Here is a 20256-nt window from a genome sequence, read left to right as displayed (position 1 = left end):
TATACAATAAATAAATTGATGCGTGAGATTTATCATCTAATTGTAATAAAAGTAAAATGTTGAAAGCATTTTTATTAAACATTTTTAAGGGTATACTTGATATGTAATAGTTCATTCTTTTTTTAGTTTGAAGGAGGATTCATCATCATGTATCTTGAACCAAATACACAATTGTGGACAGGCAGATTGGATAGTGAAACGGATCGACAAGCGTTTCGACACTTTCAAACCGTTCAGTTTGAAAATGTTGAGACCATTCAAAATCATCCAGACAGTGTTGCATTACTAGGCTATGCGATAGACAAAGGTGTGGAGCTGAATAAAGGACGCATCGGCGCTAAAGAAGGACCAGATGCGATTAAGAAAGCTTTTGCGGGGTTGCCTGCAGCGTCTGAGACCCCCATCATTGATTATGGTAATTTTGCCTTTAATCATGACTCGTTATTTGAGGCGCAAAAAGAATATGGAAAATATGTCGAACAATTAATACTCAATCATAAGCGTACATTTTTATTAGGGGGCGGACATGATATTGCCTATGCTCAATATTTAGGTGTACGTGCAGCCCATCCTGAAAAGTCGATTGGCGTTATTAATATTGATGCTCATTTTGATAATCGTAAAGAAGAAAGTTCTACTTCGGGTACAAGTTTTCGTCAAATGTTAGAACAAGACGACAACTTAGATTATTTTGTCATCGGCATTCAACGTCCAGCCAATACGCCTAGTTTGTTTGAGTATGCAGACCAAACAGGAACGCAATATGTGCTTGCAGACGAAATTACGGAACACATTGCCCCACAAGTTAAAGATAAAATTGAACATTTTATCCATGATCACGATGTGATATTATTTACAATTTGTATGGATGTGATTGATAGTGCCTATGCGCCTGGCGTAAGTGCAAGTGCAGTGCTCGGGCTCACGCCACACTGTGTATTAACATTAGCAAAACGTATTTTACAGTATGATCATGTCACATCTGTGAGCATTGCAGAAATGAATCCTCAATACGATGTTGATCAACGAACAGCTAAACTCATTGGTCAATTCCTCTCTTATTTTATTCATTATTGATGTGTTAACACTGAAAGACGTCGTCATGAACGCTATTCCTCAAAGGCGTTCATGACGATTTTTTATGTTGTTTTAAATTGCCAAAATTCACGGATATCATTTAACAACGTGGTCATTTGGGCTGAAAATTGTCTGTTTTTAGCATAATTGATATAAATGGTGCGCTCTATTTTAGGTTGTATCGGAATGGCATCGAGATGACTCGTCTTAAAGGACTGATAATAAATGCGGGGTATGACCGCATATCCCATTCGTTGATGCACAAAATTTGTCGCAACTTCAAACCTCTCAACTTCCATAACAATATTTGGACGCGCTTGCATATGGGTAAAATAATCGTCGATATGTTTGCGGACTTGATAAGGCTGAATGGTGAGAATAAGGGGCAAGTCCTTAATAGAAAGTGCCTTTTGATTTTGGAATTCATTTTGCGAGGTCAACACCACATAATCTTCTGTGTAGAGTGGCAAGGAGATAATTTCCTCATTTTTAATGACATCATTCGAAAGACCGAAATGAATCTCAAAATCTAATAATTTTTGCGTCAATGTGTTTAAATCTAAAATTTCTGTAATTTGATAATGTTGATCAGGATGTTTCATATTGTGTGCTTTAATGACTGTGGCCACCCAATGTGCTGTAGATTCTAAAATAGAGAGTTTGATTTTAGGTGTATGACTTAATTTTAAATCATACATTTGTTCCATCGTTTGATGGTAGTGCTGTACTAAGGTTTGCGCATAATTATAAAATTGAATGCCTTTTTCAGTAATAGAAATATCTTTCGTAGTACGTTTGAGCAAGGCATAGCCTAATTGTGATTCCATTTTTTTAATTGTTGCGGTTAACGAAGGTTGACTGATATGCAAAGTACGAGCCGCTTTAGTAAAACTATTCTGTTTAACGACCTCGATAAAATACTCTAATTGTAAAATTTTCATTTTGACCTCCATTTATAGTTTCAAGCTATCAATAATTAGTTTATTTATATTGGTCATTAATATCTTACCATATTACAATGAAATTGTTGGGGAATCACCCACAGAACATATTAAGCGTGTTGATATAAAGAAAAAGGGGCTTTATCGACACGGGAAATTTAATAATAATTGGGAGAAATATGGCAAATTAAAAATTTCAGAAACTACTCATAATGGAGGTCGTTAAAGGCTCATAAGGCAAAGTTCAAAGGGGTGTATTATAAAAATGAAAGAAACAAAGGGAGTTCAGTCCACACGTGGGCGTAACATGTGGCAGTTTTGGATCTTCAGCATTTTAGGAATTATTTTCTTTTTTGTTCCGATGACGATTAATGGCAATCAAACCATACTCGTCGATCACGCGCACTTAGGCGTACGTGCTTTACTAGGAGCATTCATGCCTTATGTGGCATTGGTGATGATTTTGTTAGGCGCAGTGTTGCCTATAATACGAAAAGATTACCGAAAATCGATTACAGAAGCCGTTATTGTCTTTTTTAAAATCTTGGGTGCCGCTATCGGTGTAATGTACGTTTTCAAATGGGGACCCAACCTATTATTTCAACCTGACTATGGTCCGTTTTTATTTGAAAAGCTGATGTTACCGTTAAGCATACTGATACCTATTGGTGCTGTTGCTTTATCTCTATTAGTAGGTTATGGATTACTAGAGTTTATAGGTGTGCTCATGCAACCGATTATGCGTCCAATATTTAAAACACCAGGAAAGTCAGCCGTCGATGCCGTCGCCTCATTCGTGGGAAGTTATTCGCTCGGATTATTAATTACCAATCGTGTGTATAAGGATGGCATGTATAACAAAAAAGAGGCGGTCATCATTGCCACAGGTTTTTCAACTGTTTCTGCGACATTTATGGTCATTGTGGCACGTACACTGGATTTAATGTCCCATTGGAACCTTTATTTTTGGCTTTGTCTCATCATTACATTTATTGTGACAGCCATTTCCGCACACTTACCCCCAATTTCCAACGAGAGCGAAGCCTATTACGGGGGACAAGAAGGCGAACAAGAAGTCAAGGTCAACGGAAGTCGCCTAAAAGCGGCTTGGAATGAGGCTAAAAGACAATCACATCATTCATTGCCGTTATTGAAAAACATCTGGGTCAATGTCCGCGACGGTTTAGAAATGACTATTGCCATTTTGCCTTCCATCTTATCAATTGGATTTATCGGATTATTATTGGCAAATTTCACACCTATTATCGATTGGGTGAGTTATATTTTCTACCCATTTATTATGATTTTTCCAATTCAAGATCAAGCCCTTTTGGCAAAAGCTTCGGCCATTTCAATTATTGAAATGTTTTTACCTTCATTGCTTGTGGCTAAAGCCGCTTTAGAGGTGAAATTTGTCGTTGCGATTACAAGTGTCTCAGCGATTATCTTCTTTTCAGCGCTAGTGCCTTGTATTTTAGCGACGGAAATTAAAATTCCTATTTGGAAGTTAGTGGTCATTTGGTTTATTCGTGTTGTTTTAACATTATTGATTACCATTCCAATTAGTCTACTATTATTTTAAACAAAGGAGAGATTCATGATGTCAAGAGAAATTAAAGCGAAAAAAGGGTTAGAAATTGAATGTAAAGGTTGGGAACAAGAAGCGGTTTTACGTATGTTATATAACAACTTAGATCCTGAAGTTGCTGAACATCCTGAAAAATTAGTAGTATATGGCGGAATAGGGAAAGCAGCGCGAAATTGGGAAGCTTTTGATGCAATTGTTGAAACATTACGCCGTTTAGAAAAGGACGAAACAATGCTTGTGCAATCAGGAAAACCTGTCGCTGTATTCAAAACACATGAAGAATCACCACGTGTATTATTATCTAATTCAGTGCTCGTTCCTAAATGGGCAAATTGGGAGCACTTCCATGAATTAGATAAAAAAGGACTCATGATGTATGGACAAATGACTGCAGGGAGTTGGATCTATATCGGTTCTCAAGGGATTGTTCAAGGAACTTATGAAACGTTTGCAGAATGTGCGAATCAACATTTTAATGGTTCATTAAAAGGAACAATCACTTTAACAGCAGGTCTTGGCGGAATGGGAGGCGCACAACCTTTAGCAGTAACAATGAATGAAGGGGTTGTCATCGGTGTAGACGTGGATGAAACACGAATTCAAAAGCGAATTGACACGCGTTATTGTGATATCATTACCCACTCTCTAGATGAAGCTTTAGAAAAAGCTGAAGAAGCTAAAAATAAAGGTGAAGCCTTATCCATTGGTTTAGTTGGTAATGCAGCTGAAATTCACCATGAGATTTTAGAACGTGATTTTAAAATTGACATTGTTACGGACCAAACTTCTGCGCATGATCCATTAAATGGATATGTCCCTGAAGGCTATTCTTTAGAAGAAGCTGCAAAGTTACGTGAAGAAGATCCAGAAAAATATGTCCAATTATCTTCTGAATCAATGAAAAAACATGTCGATGCGATGTTGAAATTCCAAGAAAAAGGCGCGATTGCTTTTGACTATGGAAATAACATTCGTCAAGTCGCGTTTGACCAAGGACTCGAAAAGGCGTTTGATTTTCCAGGCTTCGTTCCAGCCTATATTCGACCACTATTTTGTGAAGGTAAAGGGCCTTTCCGTTTTGCGGCTTTATCAGGTGATCCTAAAGACATTGAACGTGCAGATCAATTAATGCGTGAACTTTTCCCTGAAGATGAAAAGCTCATGCGTTGGTTAGATATGGCGAGTGAAAAAATTGCGTTTCAAGGTTTACCGTCACGTATTGCATGGTTAGGATATGGTGATCGTGCCAAAATGGGCTTAGCTTTAAATGAATTAGTACGTAAAGGTGAAATTTCAGCACCTATCGTTATTGGTCGAGATCATTTAGACTCAGGGTCAGTGGCTTCTCCTAACCGTGAAACAGAAGCGATGAAAGACGGTTCCGATGCAGTAGGGGACTGGGCAATTTTAAATGCACTTGTGAATACAGCAGCCGGTGGATCATGGATTTCTGTGCATCATGGTGGCGGCGTTGGTATGGGATATTCTCTTCATGCGGGTATGGTTGTCGTAGCTGATGGTTCTGAACGCGCTGATCGTCGATTAAAACGTGTATTAACTACAGATCCGGGTATGGGAGTAGTAAGACATGCAGATGCAGGTTATGACATTGCTATCGAAACTGCGCAAAATAAAGGTGTAGATATTCCAATGATTACAGATAAAGGTGATGACAAATAATGAATGATTTAATAATCCAAAACATTAAAGAATTAATTTTACCCAAATCAACTGAACGCCCGTTAAAAGGCGCAGAATTAGACGAACTCACAGTCATTGAAAATGGGACTGTTGTTGTAAAAGACGGAAAAATTGTTTATTCTGGTCCGCATTCAGAGGAATATGAAGCGAAAGAAACGATTGATGTGACAGGTAAGGTGGTTTCTCCTGCGCTTATAGATGCCCATACACATTTGGTGCACGGGGGTTCTCGTGAACACGAAATGTCGTTGAAACGACAAGGAGTTTCTTACTTGGAAATTTTAGAGCAAGGTGGCGGCATTCTTTCAACGGTTGAAGCCACACGTCAAACGAGTGAAGATGATTTATTCAAAAAGGCAGAACATGATTTGTTGACTATGATTCATCACGGAGTTTTAGCCGTTGAAAGCAAAAGTGGTTATGGCTTAGACAAAGAAAATGAGTTGAAGCAACTTCGTGTTTCACGTCGATTACAAGAAAAATATGCGCTTGATATGAGACATACATTTTTAGGACCTCATGCAGTTCCAAAAGATGCAACCTCAAACGAAGCTTTTTTAGAAGAGATGATAGAATTGCTTCCAGAAGTTAAAAAATATGCAGATTTTGCGGATATCTTCTGCGAAACAGGCGTTTTTACTATAGAAGAATCTAAGCGTTACATGGAAGCGGCTAAAAAAGAAGGTTTCCAAGTGAAAATTCATGCAGATGAAATTGATCCTTTAGGCGGCTTAGGGCTTGCCATAGATGAAGAAGCGATTTCTGCAGATCACCTTGTGGCTTCTAGTGATGAAGACAAGGCCAAATTAAAAGATTCAGATACGGTTGCGGTCTTATTGCCGGGAACTACGTTTTATCTAGGTAAAAATGACTATGCAGATGCACGTGGCATGTTAGATAACCATGGTGCAATCGCCATTGCGACAGATTTTAATCCAGGCAGTTGTGTGACAAATAATTTACAAATGGTGATGGCCATTGCAGCCCTTAAACTTAAATTATCACCAAATGAAATATGGAATGCGGTCACTGTTAACGCAGCGAAGGCGATTAATGTAGATGCGGGAACTATCAATGAAGGGGATAAAGCAAATATCGTCATTTGGCATGCCCCAAACCATGAATACATTCCTTATCATTATGGTATAAATCATGCAGAAAAAGTGATTAAAGACGGTAAAGTGATTGTCGATCATCAATTAGCACTTTAATAAAAAGGCGCGTGATGATACAAATAAATACTTGTATGTAGGACTACCATATAGAACGAGTTGGGCGATTTCCTAACTCGTTTTTTTGATTGAATGATGCTTTTAAATGGCACTATAGAGGTTATTTTCCGCGTTGTTCAACTTACTTTGATACAATGAAATAGAGAATGAGGGGGAGGGAGTGTGTAATCATGGGGCAGTCGTAGCATATATGAAATCATGGAAAGGTCAATACGAAGCCAATAGCCTTGCAGGCGTTTTAGTCGCATTAGCCATGGTCCCAGGGGCGATAGCTTTTGCGCTGATTGCAGGTGTGAGTCCAATGATTGGGATGATGAGCACAGGACTCATGATGGTCATCATGAGTATATTTGGACACCGACGTTTGATGGTCTCAGCGCCGAGTAGTGGCGTATCGCTCGTTGCCATTATGGTCACAACGCGTGATGATATATATGTGCTTGCTTGGGCGACACTTGTAATGGGTATAATTCAAATAAGTCTTTCCTTTTTGAAATTAAATAAAGTTATTGCCTATATCCCGCAACCTATTGTCATTGGGTTTATGAATGCATTAGGCTTTTTATTATTAACGTCGCAACTCCCACATATATTTGGTAAAAATCTACAAACTTATCTCTTTGCAGTGATGAGTTTTATGATTATTTATACAGTACCGAAATGGACACGAAAAGTACCCGCCACACTTGTTTCAATCGTGATTTTAACGGCTATCAGTATGCTTTTAAAACCTAATATTGTTCGAGTGGAAGATCTTGCAAAAATTAAATTTATTTTACCCGAATTTGCACCTTTTCATCTTTCTATCATACCTCAACACTTCTTAGATATTCTTCTGTTTGGGGTAATGTTAGCTGTGGTTGCAACAATTCAAACAAGTTTGACCGCACAAATGATGGATGATTTGACGGGGAATCCAAGTGATAAACGTAAAGAATCTATGGCGCAAGGTATTGCCAATGCTACTCTCGGACTACTTGGTGGACTTGGCGGTAGTGCGCTCGTTGGACAATCCAAATTCAATTACAAAATGGGGGCGACCTCTCGCTTATCTACCTTAGTGACGGGCGTTACGATACTTTTATTTTTAGTGTTTTTAGGAGATATAGTAGGTCAAATCCCAATCGTTGTGTTAGCAACGGTACTCGTGACGATTTCGTTTGGTACGTTTGATCGGCAAACGAAACAACTCATAAAAAGAAAGCGCTATAAGGATTTAAGTCTCATGGCTTTTACATGGATATTGATTATTTGGACTAAAAATCTCGCGTTAGGAGTTTTAATAGGGACCCTTCTATTTTATATTATTCGATACATAAGAAAGTAGGTGGACGAAATGACAGATATTCAACAATTGGTACAATGGAGACGCTATTTTCACGCGCATCCGGAAGTCTCGAATGATGAGTTCCAGACGACTGAAAAACTCAAAGAAATTTTAGAAGAGATGCAAATTCGTGTTTTGAATCTTCCGTTACCAACAGGTATTGTTGCAGAAATCGGATCAGGAGAACCTATGGTCGCAGTGCGCTCAGATATTGATGCACTCCCGATTGATGAACAAACTGGATTGTCATTTGCTTCAAAAACGAAAGACGTGATGCATGCCTGTGGCCATGATGTCCATATGGCGGCGATATTAGGTTTAGCAATGAAATTAAAAGCACGTGAATCGTCGCTAAGGGGTCGTGTACGGTTGATTTTTCAAGCCTCAGAAGAAGTTGGATTTGGCGCAGAAAGAATTGTAGATACGGGGCTACTTGAGGGCGCTAAAGCGATTATTGGTTTTCACAATGATCCTACTTTGAAAATAGGGGAATGGCAAGCCAAACCAGGCTTTATGACCTCAAATGTCGACCGATTTCGTATTCACATTCAAGCGAAAGGGGCACATGCTGCGATGCCTCAAGACGCTAAAGATCCTCAGGTTGTGTTAGCACAATTAATTCAAAGTTTCCAAACTATTGTTAGCCGTAATACAGCGCCATTTGAAGAAGCGGTAGTCACAATAGGTCAAGTGCATAGCGGACAAACGTGGAATGTCATTCCGGATAGTGCCATGTTGGAAGGAACGGTACGCACATTTAAAACAGAGGTCCAATCTAATGTCGCTAAACGTATGCGCACAATTTGTGATGGTGTTGCAAAGCAGTATGAAGTAGACATTGACTTAGATTATCAAACGATTACACAGGCTGTGAACAATACGCCGGAACTACATGAAATGGCCATGCAATCCGCTCAAGATGTGGGCTACCAGGCCTCTGAACTCGAACGTCCTTTAACGATTGGAGAAGACTTTTCAGGCTATCAAACAGTGGCACCTGTCTATTTTGCGATGATTGGCTCTGAAAGTGAGTTTGCATTGCATCATCCAAAATTCAATCCGGATGAACGTATTTTAGAGCGTGTTCCAGATTACTTTGAAGCATTTGTAAATCGCCTCTTAGAAGACGGCACGAATTGACGAATCGCCTAAATTCGTGTAAAGTTTAACAGGAAAATTAAATACTTCATATCAAGAGAAGTGGAGGGACTGGCCCGTTGAAACTTCGGCAACATGATTGTGCGTGTGCCAATTCCAGAAGCACAGATGGCTAAAGATAAGAAGTTCAATTCATCAAATAGGTCAGACCTAATAGTGATTGTACACATGCCACACTATTAGCGTTTGACCTTAAATTTTGTGAGGAGATTATAATGTCTAAAGAAATAAAAGAGCAAGCAAGCGGTTGGGCGTTAATCCCATTGGTTGTATTTATCTGTATCTTTTTAGGCGCAGGTATTATTACAAAAGACTTTACCTTTATGCCGCTGAATGTCGCTGCGATTGTAGGCGTCATCATTGCGTTAGTCATGAATCCTAAAGAAAAATTTACAGATAAAGTCGAAATTTTTGCGAAAAGTGCGGGACATCCGAATATCATTCTAATGATGTTTATTTTTATTTTAGCCGGTGCCTTTTCTAAAACGGCTGAAGCGATGGGAGGCGTAGAATCTATCGTTAATTTCGGATTATCGATGATTCCGCAAAATTTACTCATCGTTGGATTATTTATTATTTGTATGTTTGTTTCTATTTCTATGGGAACTTCTGTTGGAACAGTGGCGGCGATTGCGCCGGTCGGTTTTGGTTTGAGCCAAGCGACAGACATCCCATCTGCCTTAGCGATGGCGACAGTTGTCGGAGGCGCAATGTTTGGAGATAATCTGTCTATGATATCAGACACTACAATTGCGGCTGTTAGAACGCAACGCACACAAATGGCAGACAAATTTAAAGTGAACTTTCGCATTGTATTACCTGGAGCAATCATAACGATTATTATTTTATGGTTTTTGACCCACGGCAATCATGTTCATCACGGCCAAAGTTATGATTATAATTTCATCAAAATCATACCTTATCTTCTCGTGCTCATTTTGGCGCTCATCGGCATTAATGTTGTCATCGTTTTATTAGCAGGCATCATTTTATCTGGTGTCATTGGTATCGCAGACCATTCGTTTCAGCTTGCAGGCTTTTTAAAAGCGGCTTCAGAAGGAATTGTCGGGATGGAGGATATTGCCATCATTGCTTTATTAATTGGAGGCATGATTGGTTTAGTAGAACACCATGGCGGTATTCATTGGCTATTGTATAAAGTAAAAAGCAAAATCAAAACTCGTCGTGGTGCAGAATTCGGGATTGCGAGTCTTGTAAGTGTGGCAGATATATCTACAGCCAATAACACTATTTCGATTATCATGTCGGGTCCGCTTGCAAAAGATATCGCAGACGAATACCAAATTGACCGGCGTAAATCTGCGAGCCTATTAGATATCTTCGGAAGTGCATGGCAAGGATTTGTCCCTTATAGCCCGCAATTGATTGCAGCAGCGGGAGTTGCAGGCATTTCTCCTGTGATGTTAGTCCCATATTCTATCTATCCTGTGATGTTAGCGTTATGTGGTATTGTGGCGATTATTTTTAATTTACCAAGACTAAAAAACAAATCACATTCGAATTAAGATGAAATGTGCTATGTTAGACATATAGAGAATTGAACGTACATTTAAAAATAAACGCCGTGCGTTACAGTGTATGGCATACCAGAAATGGTTTTAAAGTGAGGAGAGTAACCATGAAAAACACGCAAAATGAATGGGTCGAAGTTAAAATCGTCCGATTATTAAAAACGACACCAGAGTTTGCATATCAAGCATGGACAGATTCTGAAATATTACGTCATTGGTTTATGACAACATCTCGAACAAATAGAAGTGTTGAAAGTGAACCCATTGTAGGCGGACAATATCAGATTATTGATCAACGTCAAGGTAAAACCGTTCGTATTGAAGGCGTGTACAAGCATCTTGTTATAGGTGAAGAGTTGGCGTTAACGATTCAAATGCCAGACTTTAGCGATCAACAAGACGATATTGAAGTCTACTTTGAAGAACGTAGTCCTGGCATTACGCAAATGACGTTTTACTATAAAAGTGAAATTCCGAAAGAACGTCGTTTGACCCAACTCGAATATAAGCAAAAAAAGAAAGAATATCACGACAGTATGGTGCATGGTTTTGAAAATATGTTCGATACGATGCAAAAATATATAGAAGAACAACCCATAGATTAATCAAGAATGCATCATTTCTGATGCATTAAACCTGATTTAAATAGCAAAAAATAGCCATCAAAATTTATTAGAGCGTAAATTTTGATGGCTATTTAACATTATTTAAGTTAGAGTGTCCTAGGCGCTTAGACTGTCCAAAAAGTGTTGTGATATGAAGGTGATAGCTATGAAATACGCGTGATATGTGCTTGTGGTTGGGACGGGGCATAAGCTTGATAAATATCAATATGATGTCGGCTTAAAAGACTTAAAATAGCCCCCACGTCTTCAAGCGTTGACGTTAGGGAAAGTACATTTTTTCGGAGTGTATATTTCATTTGGAGCTTGGTCCCTTGATGTAACACTTCAATCACTTTATCTTTTATGAACGGGTCAGTTAACCCATCAATATAAAAATCAAACCGGCGTTCGATATGGGCTAATTGATCAATGGCGAAGAGTTCGTTTTCGAATTTAGTTCGAATCACTTGATAAATTGTTATACGATGGAAACTGAGAAAGCTCAACAAGTATGGAAGGGCTTGTTTTTGAATATGTACACGGAGTATATATGCTTTTTGTGATTTATAAAATTCATGTTGCAAAGGAGAAGGTAAATTTACGTTTTTAAATAAATGTTCGATTTGGCGACGAATTTTGCGACGATTTAATTCTGCAATTTGAATAGAATAGTCTTCTAACTTATCAATAAGCATTACGATTCCTCTTTTAACTATGGTTTATTAAGTTCATTTTAGCACTCACTCTTATAAAAAGCATTAGGTCTAAAGGCGTAAACTTAAAAAGGTCTCGATTTTATTTCATCAAATTGTATTGTCAACACGCTTTTGTTGTGTTAATATTCTGAATATTAAAATAATTAAGAGGTGACAGCTATGCTACGACAAATCGGACAATTCGCATCAAAAACATTTTTAATCTGGATGCTCATTGCCAGTTTTATCGGCTTTGTGATGCCGAGTGCTTTTTCAAGTTTTACACCGTGGATTCCTTATCTATTAGGAGTGGTGATGTTAGGAATGGGATTATCTATTCGATTAGAAGATTTCAAAATAGTATTTAAATACCCAAAACCCGTAATTATTGGTGTGCTCTTACAATACTCAATTATGCCACTCCTCGCCTATATTATCGTAAAAGCCTTTCAACTTCCCCCTGAAGTTGCGATAGGAGTCTTATTAGTGGGGTGTTGCCCAGGTGGAACGTCGAGTAATGTCATTAGTTATTTGGCAAAAGCCAATGTGGCGTTATCCGTTGCAGTCACTTCTGTTTCTACTATTTTATCGCCTATCGTGACACCAGCACTTATGTTTTTAATGGCGCATGAATGGATGAATGTTTCGTTTTCGAGTATGTTTGGCTCAGTGGCTAAGGTCGTCCTCATCCCAATTATTATCGGCTTAATCATCCAGCGTCTATTTTATAAAGCTGCTGAAAAAACAGATGATATCTTGCCTTTAGTTTCGGTGGTAGCCATTTCATTAATTTTAGGCTCCGTCGTAGCAAATAGCAAGGCGCTCATCATTGAAACAGGCGTACTCATTTTTATTGTCGTGATCATACATAATCTATTGGGATATTTTATAGGTTATCTTCTTGCACATATTTTTAAATTGTCTTATGAAGATAAAAAGACATTATCAATAGAAGTGGGAATGCAGAATTCAGGTTTAGCAACCTCATTAGCGACAGTGCATTTTAATCCACTGGCAGCAGTCCCTGGTGCGGTGTTCAGCTTTATTCACTGCTTAACAGGACCAACGCTTGCCAAATTCTGGGCGGCAAGATTTGAAAAGCAACAGAAACAATTAGAAACAACATAAATTCACCGTGCGTTGAGCTGTACGCACAATGAAATATATTTTTTGGGCCGAAACATGTGAGTGTTTCGGTCCTTTAATGTGTGAGTGGCAAAAACCATAAATCTTGATAAACGCTCATGAGGATATATCACTTTCAATAACAATTTCTCGCTTCTTTATCATCTTTTTAGATTAACTTTACTTTTGATTTAGGTTGTGCGAAAATATTTTTAAATTATTGGGTACAAGTCATCATTAAAGTCTCTAAAAATAGGTTCGATATAAAAATCATTTAACTGATGACGCATGATTCTTGAAAGGAGTGAACGAGATGGTGACTAAAATTTTAAATCATTATTTTATTACACTGACGCTTTTTATGACGATGCTTGTACTTTCGTTCGGGTTCGTCAAACAGTTTGACAATGGATTTCAATTGCTTATCACATTAACGATATTATTAACGTTGGTCAATTTTATAATGGAAACGTGGTTGATGAAAGCACATCTCTCCATGAGAAAAGTGAGGTTAATTCAAACATTGGCTTTTCCATGCTCCATTATTCTCATTGGATTAACTTGTTTTTTCATGTTGTTATAACGGTAAGCAAGGGAATTGAAAATTGATGGTATAAAAAGTATACTCAAAAAAAGAACTTAGGAGTGATATGTATGTCAAAAATTACAGGTCATCATCATATTTCTATGTATACTAAAAATATTGACGACAATAAGGCATTTTATTTAGACGTCCTTGGGTTAAAATTAGTCAAAGAAACCGTGAACCAAGATGATAATGATATGGTCCACATCTTCTACGGTGACAATAAAAGTACACCTGGTACACTGTTAACCTTTTTTGAATTACCCCTTGCAGGTATGATGCGTAAAGGCACAAATATGATTGCGAGAATAGGCTTACTTGTGCGTAATAGCGAAGCATTAGATTATTTTGAAAAACGATTACAAGATAAAGCGCATCATATCGAACGTGGCACCTATATGCATCAAGATGCGCTCTATTTTGACGATCCAGAGTCACTATCATTTGTCATGATTGCTAATGATGATTATACCTTGCCACAAGAATGGGGCAATCCTACAGCTTCAGACATCCCAGAGGAATATCAAATTTTAGGAATGGGTCCTATTGAGATTCATGTTAAAGATATAGACTCAACTTTAAATTATCTTTCAAAACATTTAGACTATCATGAACGTTCAAATATGGATGAACATACGTTTACGCTCGTTGATGATGGTTTATACAGTGATATCGTCGTCATTCAAAAAGACGGACCGAATGTAAGACCTGGTCGTGGATATGTCCACCATCATGCGATTGCGACAACAAAAGAAGCACTGCCTAAAATTATTGAAAAGCATGACCACTTGCCTGGCCGTCATTCAGGATTGATTGATAGAAAATGGTTTGAATCACTTTACTATCGCCAAAATCATATTATGTTTGAATTTGCGACAGTAGAACCAGGTTTTGAATAAACGTGAATGCGGGTGTCAGATTTGTTACACTAAATGAAAACGACAACTAAGGAGGCCCCTTTATGTACCGAGCGGTAATTTTTGATTTTGATGGCACGATTATTGATACAGAGCAACATTTATTTGATGTCATTAATATGCATCTTGAAAAAGCGAAGGAAAAGCCCATTTCGATAGATTTCTATAGGTCTAATATTGGAGGACGTGCTTTAGCGTTGCATCACTATTTAATTGAGATTTTTGGCGAGGAAAAAGTGGCTAAAATTTATCAAGAACATCACGAGCATGCAAGGCATCTTCCTTTAAGGCAGGGGGTTAAAACGCTCATGGAGCAACTACATGCACGTCACGTTCCGATGGCGGTTGCGACAAGTAGTGCACGTTCAGACATTGAACCGCTCATCAATCGATTAGGTATTGGTGATTATATTCAGGTGATTAAAGGACGTGAAGATGTTGAAGCGGTCAAACCTGAACCGGATTTATATTTATCAGCGGTACAGGATTTAAACTTTAGTCCAACGCATTGCTTAGCTATTGAAGACTCGATCAATGGAGCCACTGCAGCCACCACTGCAGGTCTAGATGTGATTGTTAATACGAATCCTATGACGGAAGTTAGTGATTTTTCCTCACTTGAGCTCTTAGCTAAAGATATAGATTTAACACAAGTCATAGACCAATTCTTTAATGGAGTCGCGCAATGAGTTTAGAAATGATTCTCTTTTTTATCGTTGCGCCTCTGATTATTGTGATAGGTAACCTTGTGCTTGCCCCTATCTTCCAACGCCATATTCCTTTTCGTGTGCATATGACGTCTTGTATTGTGGGCCTAGTACTTTATAGTATCCTTGCGTCTTTAGTGTATTATTTTTTATTACAAGGAAAAATATAAATAGGCGAAGAAGACGTAGCGCACATTTTTCAACGGTGGATTTCATTTACAATGACATAGATGATAAAAATAGCGGCTTGGGAAAGTTCCCAAGCCGCTATTTTTATGAGAAAAGAACGATGGCGGCTATGACTAATACAAGTAAAATTGCATCCACACCTACCATTAATTTAAAACGTGTCGCAGGGGTTCCTTCCTTATTTGCTTTGTATAACATAAAGACATTAGGAATAAAACTTAAGAGCAGTAAAATGATCATGATGATACCTAGTGTTTGTGTTGACATCATTAAGGTCTCCTTTGCATCTTTCCAATAAAATAACCAATAATGAGGGCGATGAAAATCCCGATAATCAGACCCACGAAGGGATAGTTCAAGACCTTCCCAATTAAGAGGCCGAGAATGACGCAGACGATTAATGGAGGGCCATATTGGCGTTTTCTGGAAGCGTTGTTCAATAAGCTAAATGTAAGCATATATAAAACAAAAAACACAGTAGCCAACAGAATTGAACGCATGATTAAAGCATAAATGTCATTTTGAGTATTAAAGCTTTGCATAGCATAATATAAGACTCCAAGTATAACCGCAATGATAGCACCCCGAATACATCGCTGTTTATCCATATTGAAACTCCTTCGCATCTCATTTTTTAGCTATTATAACATAGATGAAGGACTCTTTATTTAATACGATGTGCCCTAAATTGCCCATGGTCATTCAAATAGGCATAAAATAAACCGATAATGAGGCCGCCACCTACGTAATTACCGAGAAAAGCAGCGACAATATTTTTGAGGGCAGGAACTAATGTCAATGATTCTGTCTGATAGAATAGGCCTCCTACAAATAAGCAAGCATTATAAATGACATGTTCATATCCCATAAACGCAAAGATTGTAACCCCAAACATCATGACAAACATTTTAGCGAAAATATCATCTATTTGCATAGCAATCACTAGTGTAATATTAATGAAAAAGTTAGCGAAAATTGCCCGAATAAAGATATTTTGAAAAGTATAGGCCGCTTTTGTTTCTATTGTTTTATCAAGCAAGGTTAACATTTCAGGAGAGAGAATATCACTGAAGCGCATTAAACCAAAAAGTACAAACGCGCCAATAATGTTACCGAAAAAGCAAAGCATAAAAATTTTAAACACTCGAATAGGGCGAATTAAGCGATAATATAACCCAACAGTAAAATACATAAAATTACTTGTGAGGAGTTCAGAATTCGTAAATAAGATAAGTACTAATGCAAAGCTAAATGTGATGGCGCCAATCATATTGACTAATCCTGAGCCTAAATCAGGAGCAAACGTCGCCTTTACCATCAAAACAAAAACCGCAATAATGCTAATAATAAATCCAGCCATCATCGCGCGTAGTAAATAGCGTTTAAAGTAAAAACTTTGCAAAATATCTTTCGTTTGAATTGTATCGATAATATTTGCGATCCATGCACGCCCATAAAAAATTTTGTCCCATTTGATATTTTTATCATTCATTATCATCAATCCCTTACGCAATCATACAAACAGTATACTTGCAAAAGCATTATTTGTGAATACGTTCACAAAATATTTTGGTGTTTGAACAAAGGTTTTATGTTTGTGCAAGTGAATAATATTATATAAAAGCGCTTACATAATTGGTTTCATAGAGAGACAAAGGATATAAGCGTTTAGAAAGATTTATTAGGTAGAATAAAACTATTTTATGAAAGTGCTTACATTATTTTAGAAAAATCACTTTTCACATTTGAAAATTGTAGTATAATAGCGTCATGACAAAAAAACAGAAAGACCCTTATTATATTAAGGAGATGGGGAGTTATCATGAAAGATAATCAAGAATTACACAGAGGGCTGAGTTCGCGACAAATACAAATGATCGCACTTGGTGGGACGATTGGCGTAGGCCTATTTATGGGGGCATCGAGCACTATTGCCTGGACCGGACCATCGGTTATTTTCGCGTATTTAATCGCCGGTATTTTCCTATTTTTAGTCATGCGTGCGATGGGGGAAATGGTTTATCTTTATCCGACGACAGGATCATTTGCGAATTATGCAACAGATTACATACATCCCGTAGCAGGTTATGTGACAGCATGGGCAAATATTTTCCAATGGATTGTCGTAGGGATGTCCGAAGTTATTGCTGTGGGAGAATATATGAAGTTTTGGTGGCCTGAGCTACCGACTTGGATTCCGGGCGTCATTGTTGTTGTCATTTTAGCAGCAGCGAATGCCGTATCTGTAAAAGCATTTGGTGAATTTGAATTTTGGTTTGCTACGATTAAAGTTGTCACAATTATCTTAATGATTGTGGCAGGGTTTGGACTCATTTTCTTCGGCTTAGGCAATGGAGGCAATCCGATTGGTTTAAGTAATTTATGGGCGCATGGTGGATTTTTACCTAATGGTATTCTAGGATTTTTCTTTGCATTATCAATTGTTATTGGATCTTATCAAGGTGTAGAACTTATTGGTATTACGGCTGGAGAAACAAAAGATCCACAAAAAAATATTAAACGTGCGGTAAATGGGGTCATTTGGCGTATTCTTATTTTCTATTTAGGTGCGATTTTTGTAATTGTAACCGTTTATCCATGGGATGAATTACAAGATTTAGGTAGCCCATTTGTAGCAACTTTTGCAAAAGTGGGTATTACGATTGCAGCTGGTTTAATTAACTTTGTTGTGATTACAGCAGCAATGTCAGGTTGTAACGCTGGTATTTTCAGCTCAAGTCGTATGATCTTTACGCTTGCACAAAATGGACACTTACCTAAAATATTCACACGTGTCATGAAAAACGGTGTGCCTTTCTATACGGTATTAGCCGTTTCAATCGGTATTTTTGTTGGGGTTATTTTAAATATTGTTTTACCAATGATTATTGATGGCGCAGAAAACATTTTCGTATATGTTTACAGTGCTTCAATTTTACCGGGTATGATTCCTTGGTTTATGATTTTATTCAGTCATATTCAATTCAGAAGAAAATTCCCTGAAAAAATCGAGAATCACCCATTTAAAATGCCATTTGCACCATTTTCAAATTATTTAACTATTGCCTTTTTAGTGCTCGTGCTTATTGGTATGGTTATCAATGTAGAAACACGCGTTTCTGTTATTATTGGATTCGTATTTTTAGGATTTATGGCATTGTTCTTCTTTATGAAGGGCTATCATAAGCATAGTAAAGAGAAATTCAAACTATAGAAACTAATCTATTAAAACTGTTCACAAAGTGTTAGACTTTGTGGGCAGTTTTTTTGTGGAAGTGATTAGATTTAGAATAACTGCGATTTAAAGCGGTTTTTACTTGCATTCAAATAGCCATCAAAATTTATCTGTACATAAATTTTGATGGCTTTTAAGTGCGCGTTTCCTCTCGTGTTGAGTGTCATTTTTGTATTTAATCTTTTTATGATCCTTGGTAAAGTTCATCCATGTCTATTGATAATACAACTTTATTTACCAAATTGATCTATCAATTTTTTGTTTGAGGCAAATACATAGGTTAGTACGAATCCACTAATGTATGCCGCGAATAATCCTGCAAGATAGCCTAAATACATTTGATGCGTAATTAAAGGGAGGAGAGAGAGGCCACTCGGCCCAATTGCACTTGCTCCAATCCCGCCAATGCCACCGATGACAGCGCCGCCAATCCCACCGGCGATACATGCGGTGAAAAACGGACGAACTAAAGGTAAGGTCACTCCGTAAATCAGAGGTTCACCGATACCTAAAAAGCCAACAGGTAAGGCACCTTTAAGCACATTTCTTAAAATAGGATTACGCTTACTTTTAAACCATAGGGCTAAACATGCGCCTACTTGACCTGCGCCTGCCATGGCTGCAATAGGTAAAAGATAAGTGGCCCCAGATTGATTAATCATTTCAATATGGATAGGGGTGAAAATATGATGGAGTCCAAACATAACTAATGGAAGGAAGAAAGCACCAATCAAAAAGCCACTTAAAATGCCTCCATGCTCGATAATACCATTAACAATCCCGACTAAGCCATCTGAAACCCAACCTGCCACAGGCATTAAAATAAATATAGTTAATAATCCGACTGAAAGTAGTGTTAACGTCGGTGTAACAATAATGTCTATCGCATTAGGAATGATTTTATGGAGTTGTTTTTCGATTAGACTTAAAATCCACACAGCTAAAATGACGCCAATAATGCCCCCTTGTCCTGGCAATAAGCCTTCTCCTGTAAAAATATTAGGTAAGGGATGATCTTCAGGCATGCCTGTTAGTAAGGTCGTTCCGCCAATTACACCTCCAAGCCCAGGCGTCGCATTAAATTCACGTGCTGCGTTAAATCCTGTGAAAATAGCTAAATAGGCAAGCATGCCATTTTTAATGATATCGAAAACAAGCGTGAGTTGTTTAACCCATTCAGCTTGGATAGTTCCAGCAGCAATAAAGTTATTTAATACAGCCGCTATTCCACCGATTAATCCAGCACCTACAAAAGCAGGGATAAGAGGGATAAAAATATTCGAAATCACTTTAGCAAAACGTGTAAAAGCATTAGGGGGGTGCGGTATTTGGCTTTAGTGTTTGCTTCCAGTGTGGATTGATCATGAAGGGGGATAGGTTCACCTAATTTAACCCCTGACGTTTTAGCCATTTCTTGTGCGACTTTATTCACTGTTCCGGGACCGACAATAATTTGAAGACGTTCATCTTGTACAACGCCTAAAACCCCTTCAATCTGTTTGAGTCCTTCCATATTCACCTTATTTTCATGGCGTATATCCAAACGGACTCTCGTCATACAGTGAATAATAGAATTGATATTGTTTATCCCACCGACTTGCGTCAAAATTTCTTGTGCAATACGTTTTTCCTTTGACATGA

At 37.9% G+C, this 20256-nt stretch carries 19 protein-coding genes, 1 pseudogene and 1 riboswitch; of the genes and pseudogenes, 14 read left to right on the top strand and 6 right to left on the bottom strand.

The genetic code is table 11. The features are described 5' to 3' along the window. Positions 1-147 precede the first annotated feature (147 nt). Entirely contained in the window at positions 148-1077 is a 930-nt protein-coding gene (gene hutG / locus G8Y84_RS10705; protein WP_037574965.1) for a formimidoylglutamase, read from the top strand. A gap of 62 nt (positions 1078-1139) precedes the next feature. Here hutG and G8Y84_RS10700 read toward each other — a convergent pair whose 3' ends face one another. After that, complete coding sequence (locus G8Y84_RS10700) at positions 1140-2018, bottom strand: LysR family transcriptional regulator (RefSeq protein ID WP_119505274.1); 879 nt, start codon at positions 2016-2018, stop codon at positions 1140-1142. Positions 2019-2325: 307 nt separating this feature from the next. Here G8Y84_RS10700 and G8Y84_RS10695 point away from each other — a divergent pair, with 307 nt between their 5' ends. The 7 genes from G8Y84_RS10695 (at position 2326) to G8Y84_RS10665 (ending at position 11161) form a co-directional block, all read left to right on the top strand. Beyond that, a complete protein-coding gene (locus tag G8Y84_RS10695; RefSeq protein WP_371874987.1) occupies positions 2326-3600 on the top strand; it encodes a YjiH family protein in 1275 nt (424 codons plus the stop codon). Between the two features lie 18 nt (positions 3601-3618). Beyond that, positions 3619-5286 carry a urocanate hydratase gene (gene hutU, locus G8Y84_RS10690; RefSeq protein ID WP_119505273.1) on the top strand — a complete coding sequence of 556 codons (1668 nt, stop codon included), beginning with the start codon at positions 3619-3621 and terminating at the stop codon, positions 5284-5286. After that, complete coding sequence (gene hutI, locus G8Y84_RS10685) at positions 5286-6518, top strand: imidazolonepropionase (protein WP_105996813.1); 1233 nt, start codon at positions 5286-5288, stop codon at positions 6516-6518. Before hutU ends, hutI begins: the two co-directional genes overlap by 1 nt. A 181-nt stretch (positions 6519-6699) precedes the next feature. After that, entirely contained in the window at positions 6700-7866 is a 1167-nt protein-coding gene (locus G8Y84_RS10680) for a SulP family inorganic anion transporter (protein WP_324837668.1), read from the top strand. A gap of 9 nt (positions 7867-7875) precedes the next feature. Further along, complete coding sequence (locus tag G8Y84_RS10675) at positions 7876-9006, top strand: amidohydrolase (RefSeq protein ID WP_037574955.1); 1131 nt, start codon at positions 7876-7878, stop codon at positions 9004-9006. A 45-nt stretch (positions 9007-9051) separates the two neighbouring features. Next, positions 9052-9149: riboswitch (SAM riboswitch) on the top strand. 90 nt (positions 9150-9239) lie between these two features. Then, entirely contained in the window at positions 9240-10550 is a 1311-nt protein-coding gene (locus tag G8Y84_RS10670) for a Na+/H+ antiporter NhaC family protein (protein WP_105965508.1), read from the top strand. A 113-nt stretch (positions 10551-10663) separates the two neighbouring features. Further along, positions 10664-11161 carry an SRPBCC family protein gene (locus G8Y84_RS10665; protein ID WP_165806351.1) on the top strand — a complete coding sequence of 166 codons (498 nt, stop codon included), beginning with the start codon at positions 10664-10666 and terminating at the stop codon, positions 11159-11161. A 164-nt stretch (positions 11162-11325) separates the two neighbouring features. Here G8Y84_RS10665 and G8Y84_RS10660 read toward each other — a convergent pair whose 3' ends face one another. Then, positions 11326-11856: a hypothetical protein gene (locus G8Y84_RS10660; RefSeq protein WP_165806350.1), complete on the bottom strand. Its 531-nt coding sequence runs from the start codon at positions 11854-11856 to the stop codon at positions 11326-11328. Positions 11857-12036: 180 nt separating this feature from the next. Between G8Y84_RS10660 and G8Y84_RS10655 the strand changes: the two genes are divergently transcribed. The 5 genes from G8Y84_RS10655 to G8Y84_RS10635 all read left to right on the top strand — a co-directional run bounded on the left by G8Y84_RS10655 (position 12037) and on the right by G8Y84_RS10635 (position 15361). After that, positions 12037-12984 (top strand): bile acid:sodium symporter family protein, encoded by a 948-nt coding sequence (locus tag G8Y84_RS10655; protein ID WP_037574947.1) that lies wholly within the window; start codon positions 12037-12039, stop codon positions 12982-12984. Positions 12985-13294: 310 nt separating this feature from the next. Next, positions 13295-13564, top strand: coding sequence for a hypothetical protein (locus tag G8Y84_RS10650; RefSeq protein ID WP_037574945.1), 270 nt, complete (start codon positions 13295-13297; stop codon positions 13562-13564). A gap of 71 nt (positions 13565-13635) precedes the next feature. Further along, positions 13636-14466, top strand: a complete 831-nt coding sequence (locus G8Y84_RS10645; protein ID WP_107360550.1) for a VOC family protein — start codon at positions 13636-13638, stop codon at positions 14464-14466. Positions 14467-14528: 62 nt separating this feature from the next. Then, positions 14529-15173, top strand: coding sequence for an HAD family hydrolase (locus G8Y84_RS10640; RefSeq protein WP_107360551.1), 645 nt, complete (start codon positions 14529-14531; stop codon positions 15171-15173). Continuing rightward, positions 15170-15361: a hypothetical protein gene (locus G8Y84_RS10635; RefSeq protein WP_107360552.1), complete on the top strand. Its 192-nt coding sequence runs from the start codon at positions 15170-15172 to the stop codon at positions 15359-15361. Before G8Y84_RS10640 ends, G8Y84_RS10635 begins: the two co-directional genes overlap by 4 nt. A gap of 103 nt (positions 15362-15464) precedes the next feature. Here the strand turns inward: G8Y84_RS10635 and G8Y84_RS10630 are convergent, their stop codons facing one another. The 3 genes from G8Y84_RS10630 to G8Y84_RS10620 are packed head-to-tail and all read right to left on the bottom strand — an operon-like array spanning position 15465 to position 16872. Beyond that, positions 15465-15647, bottom strand: a complete 183-nt coding sequence (locus G8Y84_RS10630) for a hypothetical protein (protein ID WP_037574936.1) — start codon at positions 15645-15647, stop codon at positions 15465-15467. 2 nt (positions 15648-15649) lie between these two features. Next, positions 15650-15988 carry a hypothetical protein gene (locus tag G8Y84_RS10625; protein WP_165806349.1) on the bottom strand — a complete coding sequence of 113 codons (339 nt, stop codon included), beginning with the start codon at positions 15986-15988 and terminating at the stop codon, positions 15650-15652. 56 nt (positions 15989-16044) lie between these two features. Beyond that, positions 16045-16872 (bottom strand): formate/nitrite transporter family protein, encoded by an 828-nt coding sequence (locus tag G8Y84_RS10620; protein ID WP_165806348.1) that lies wholly within the window; start codon positions 16870-16872, stop codon positions 16045-16047. A 330-nt stretch (positions 16873-17202) separates the two neighbouring features. On the opposite strand from G8Y84_RS10620, the gene G8Y84_RS10615 reads away from it, so the two are divergent. Further along, positions 17203-18594 carry an amino acid permease gene (locus tag G8Y84_RS10615; RefSeq protein ID WP_105963171.1) on the top strand — a complete coding sequence of 464 codons (1392 nt, stop codon included), beginning with the start codon at positions 17203-17205 and terminating at the stop codon, positions 18592-18594. Positions 18595-18845: 251 nt separating this feature from the next. Here G8Y84_RS10615 and G8Y84_RS10610 read toward each other — a convergent pair. Next, positions 18846-20254, bottom strand: a pseudogene (locus G8Y84_RS10610) (PTS transporter subunit EIIC). Positions 20255-20256 lie beyond the last annotated feature (2 nt).

The organism is Staphylococcus sp. 11511212 (genome assembly GCF_011394755.1).
Lineage (GTDB): Bacteria > Bacillota > Bacilli > Staphylococcales > Staphylococcaceae > Staphylococcus > Staphylococcus chromogenes.
This window is presented reverse-complemented; position numbering and strand designations above follow the sequence as displayed.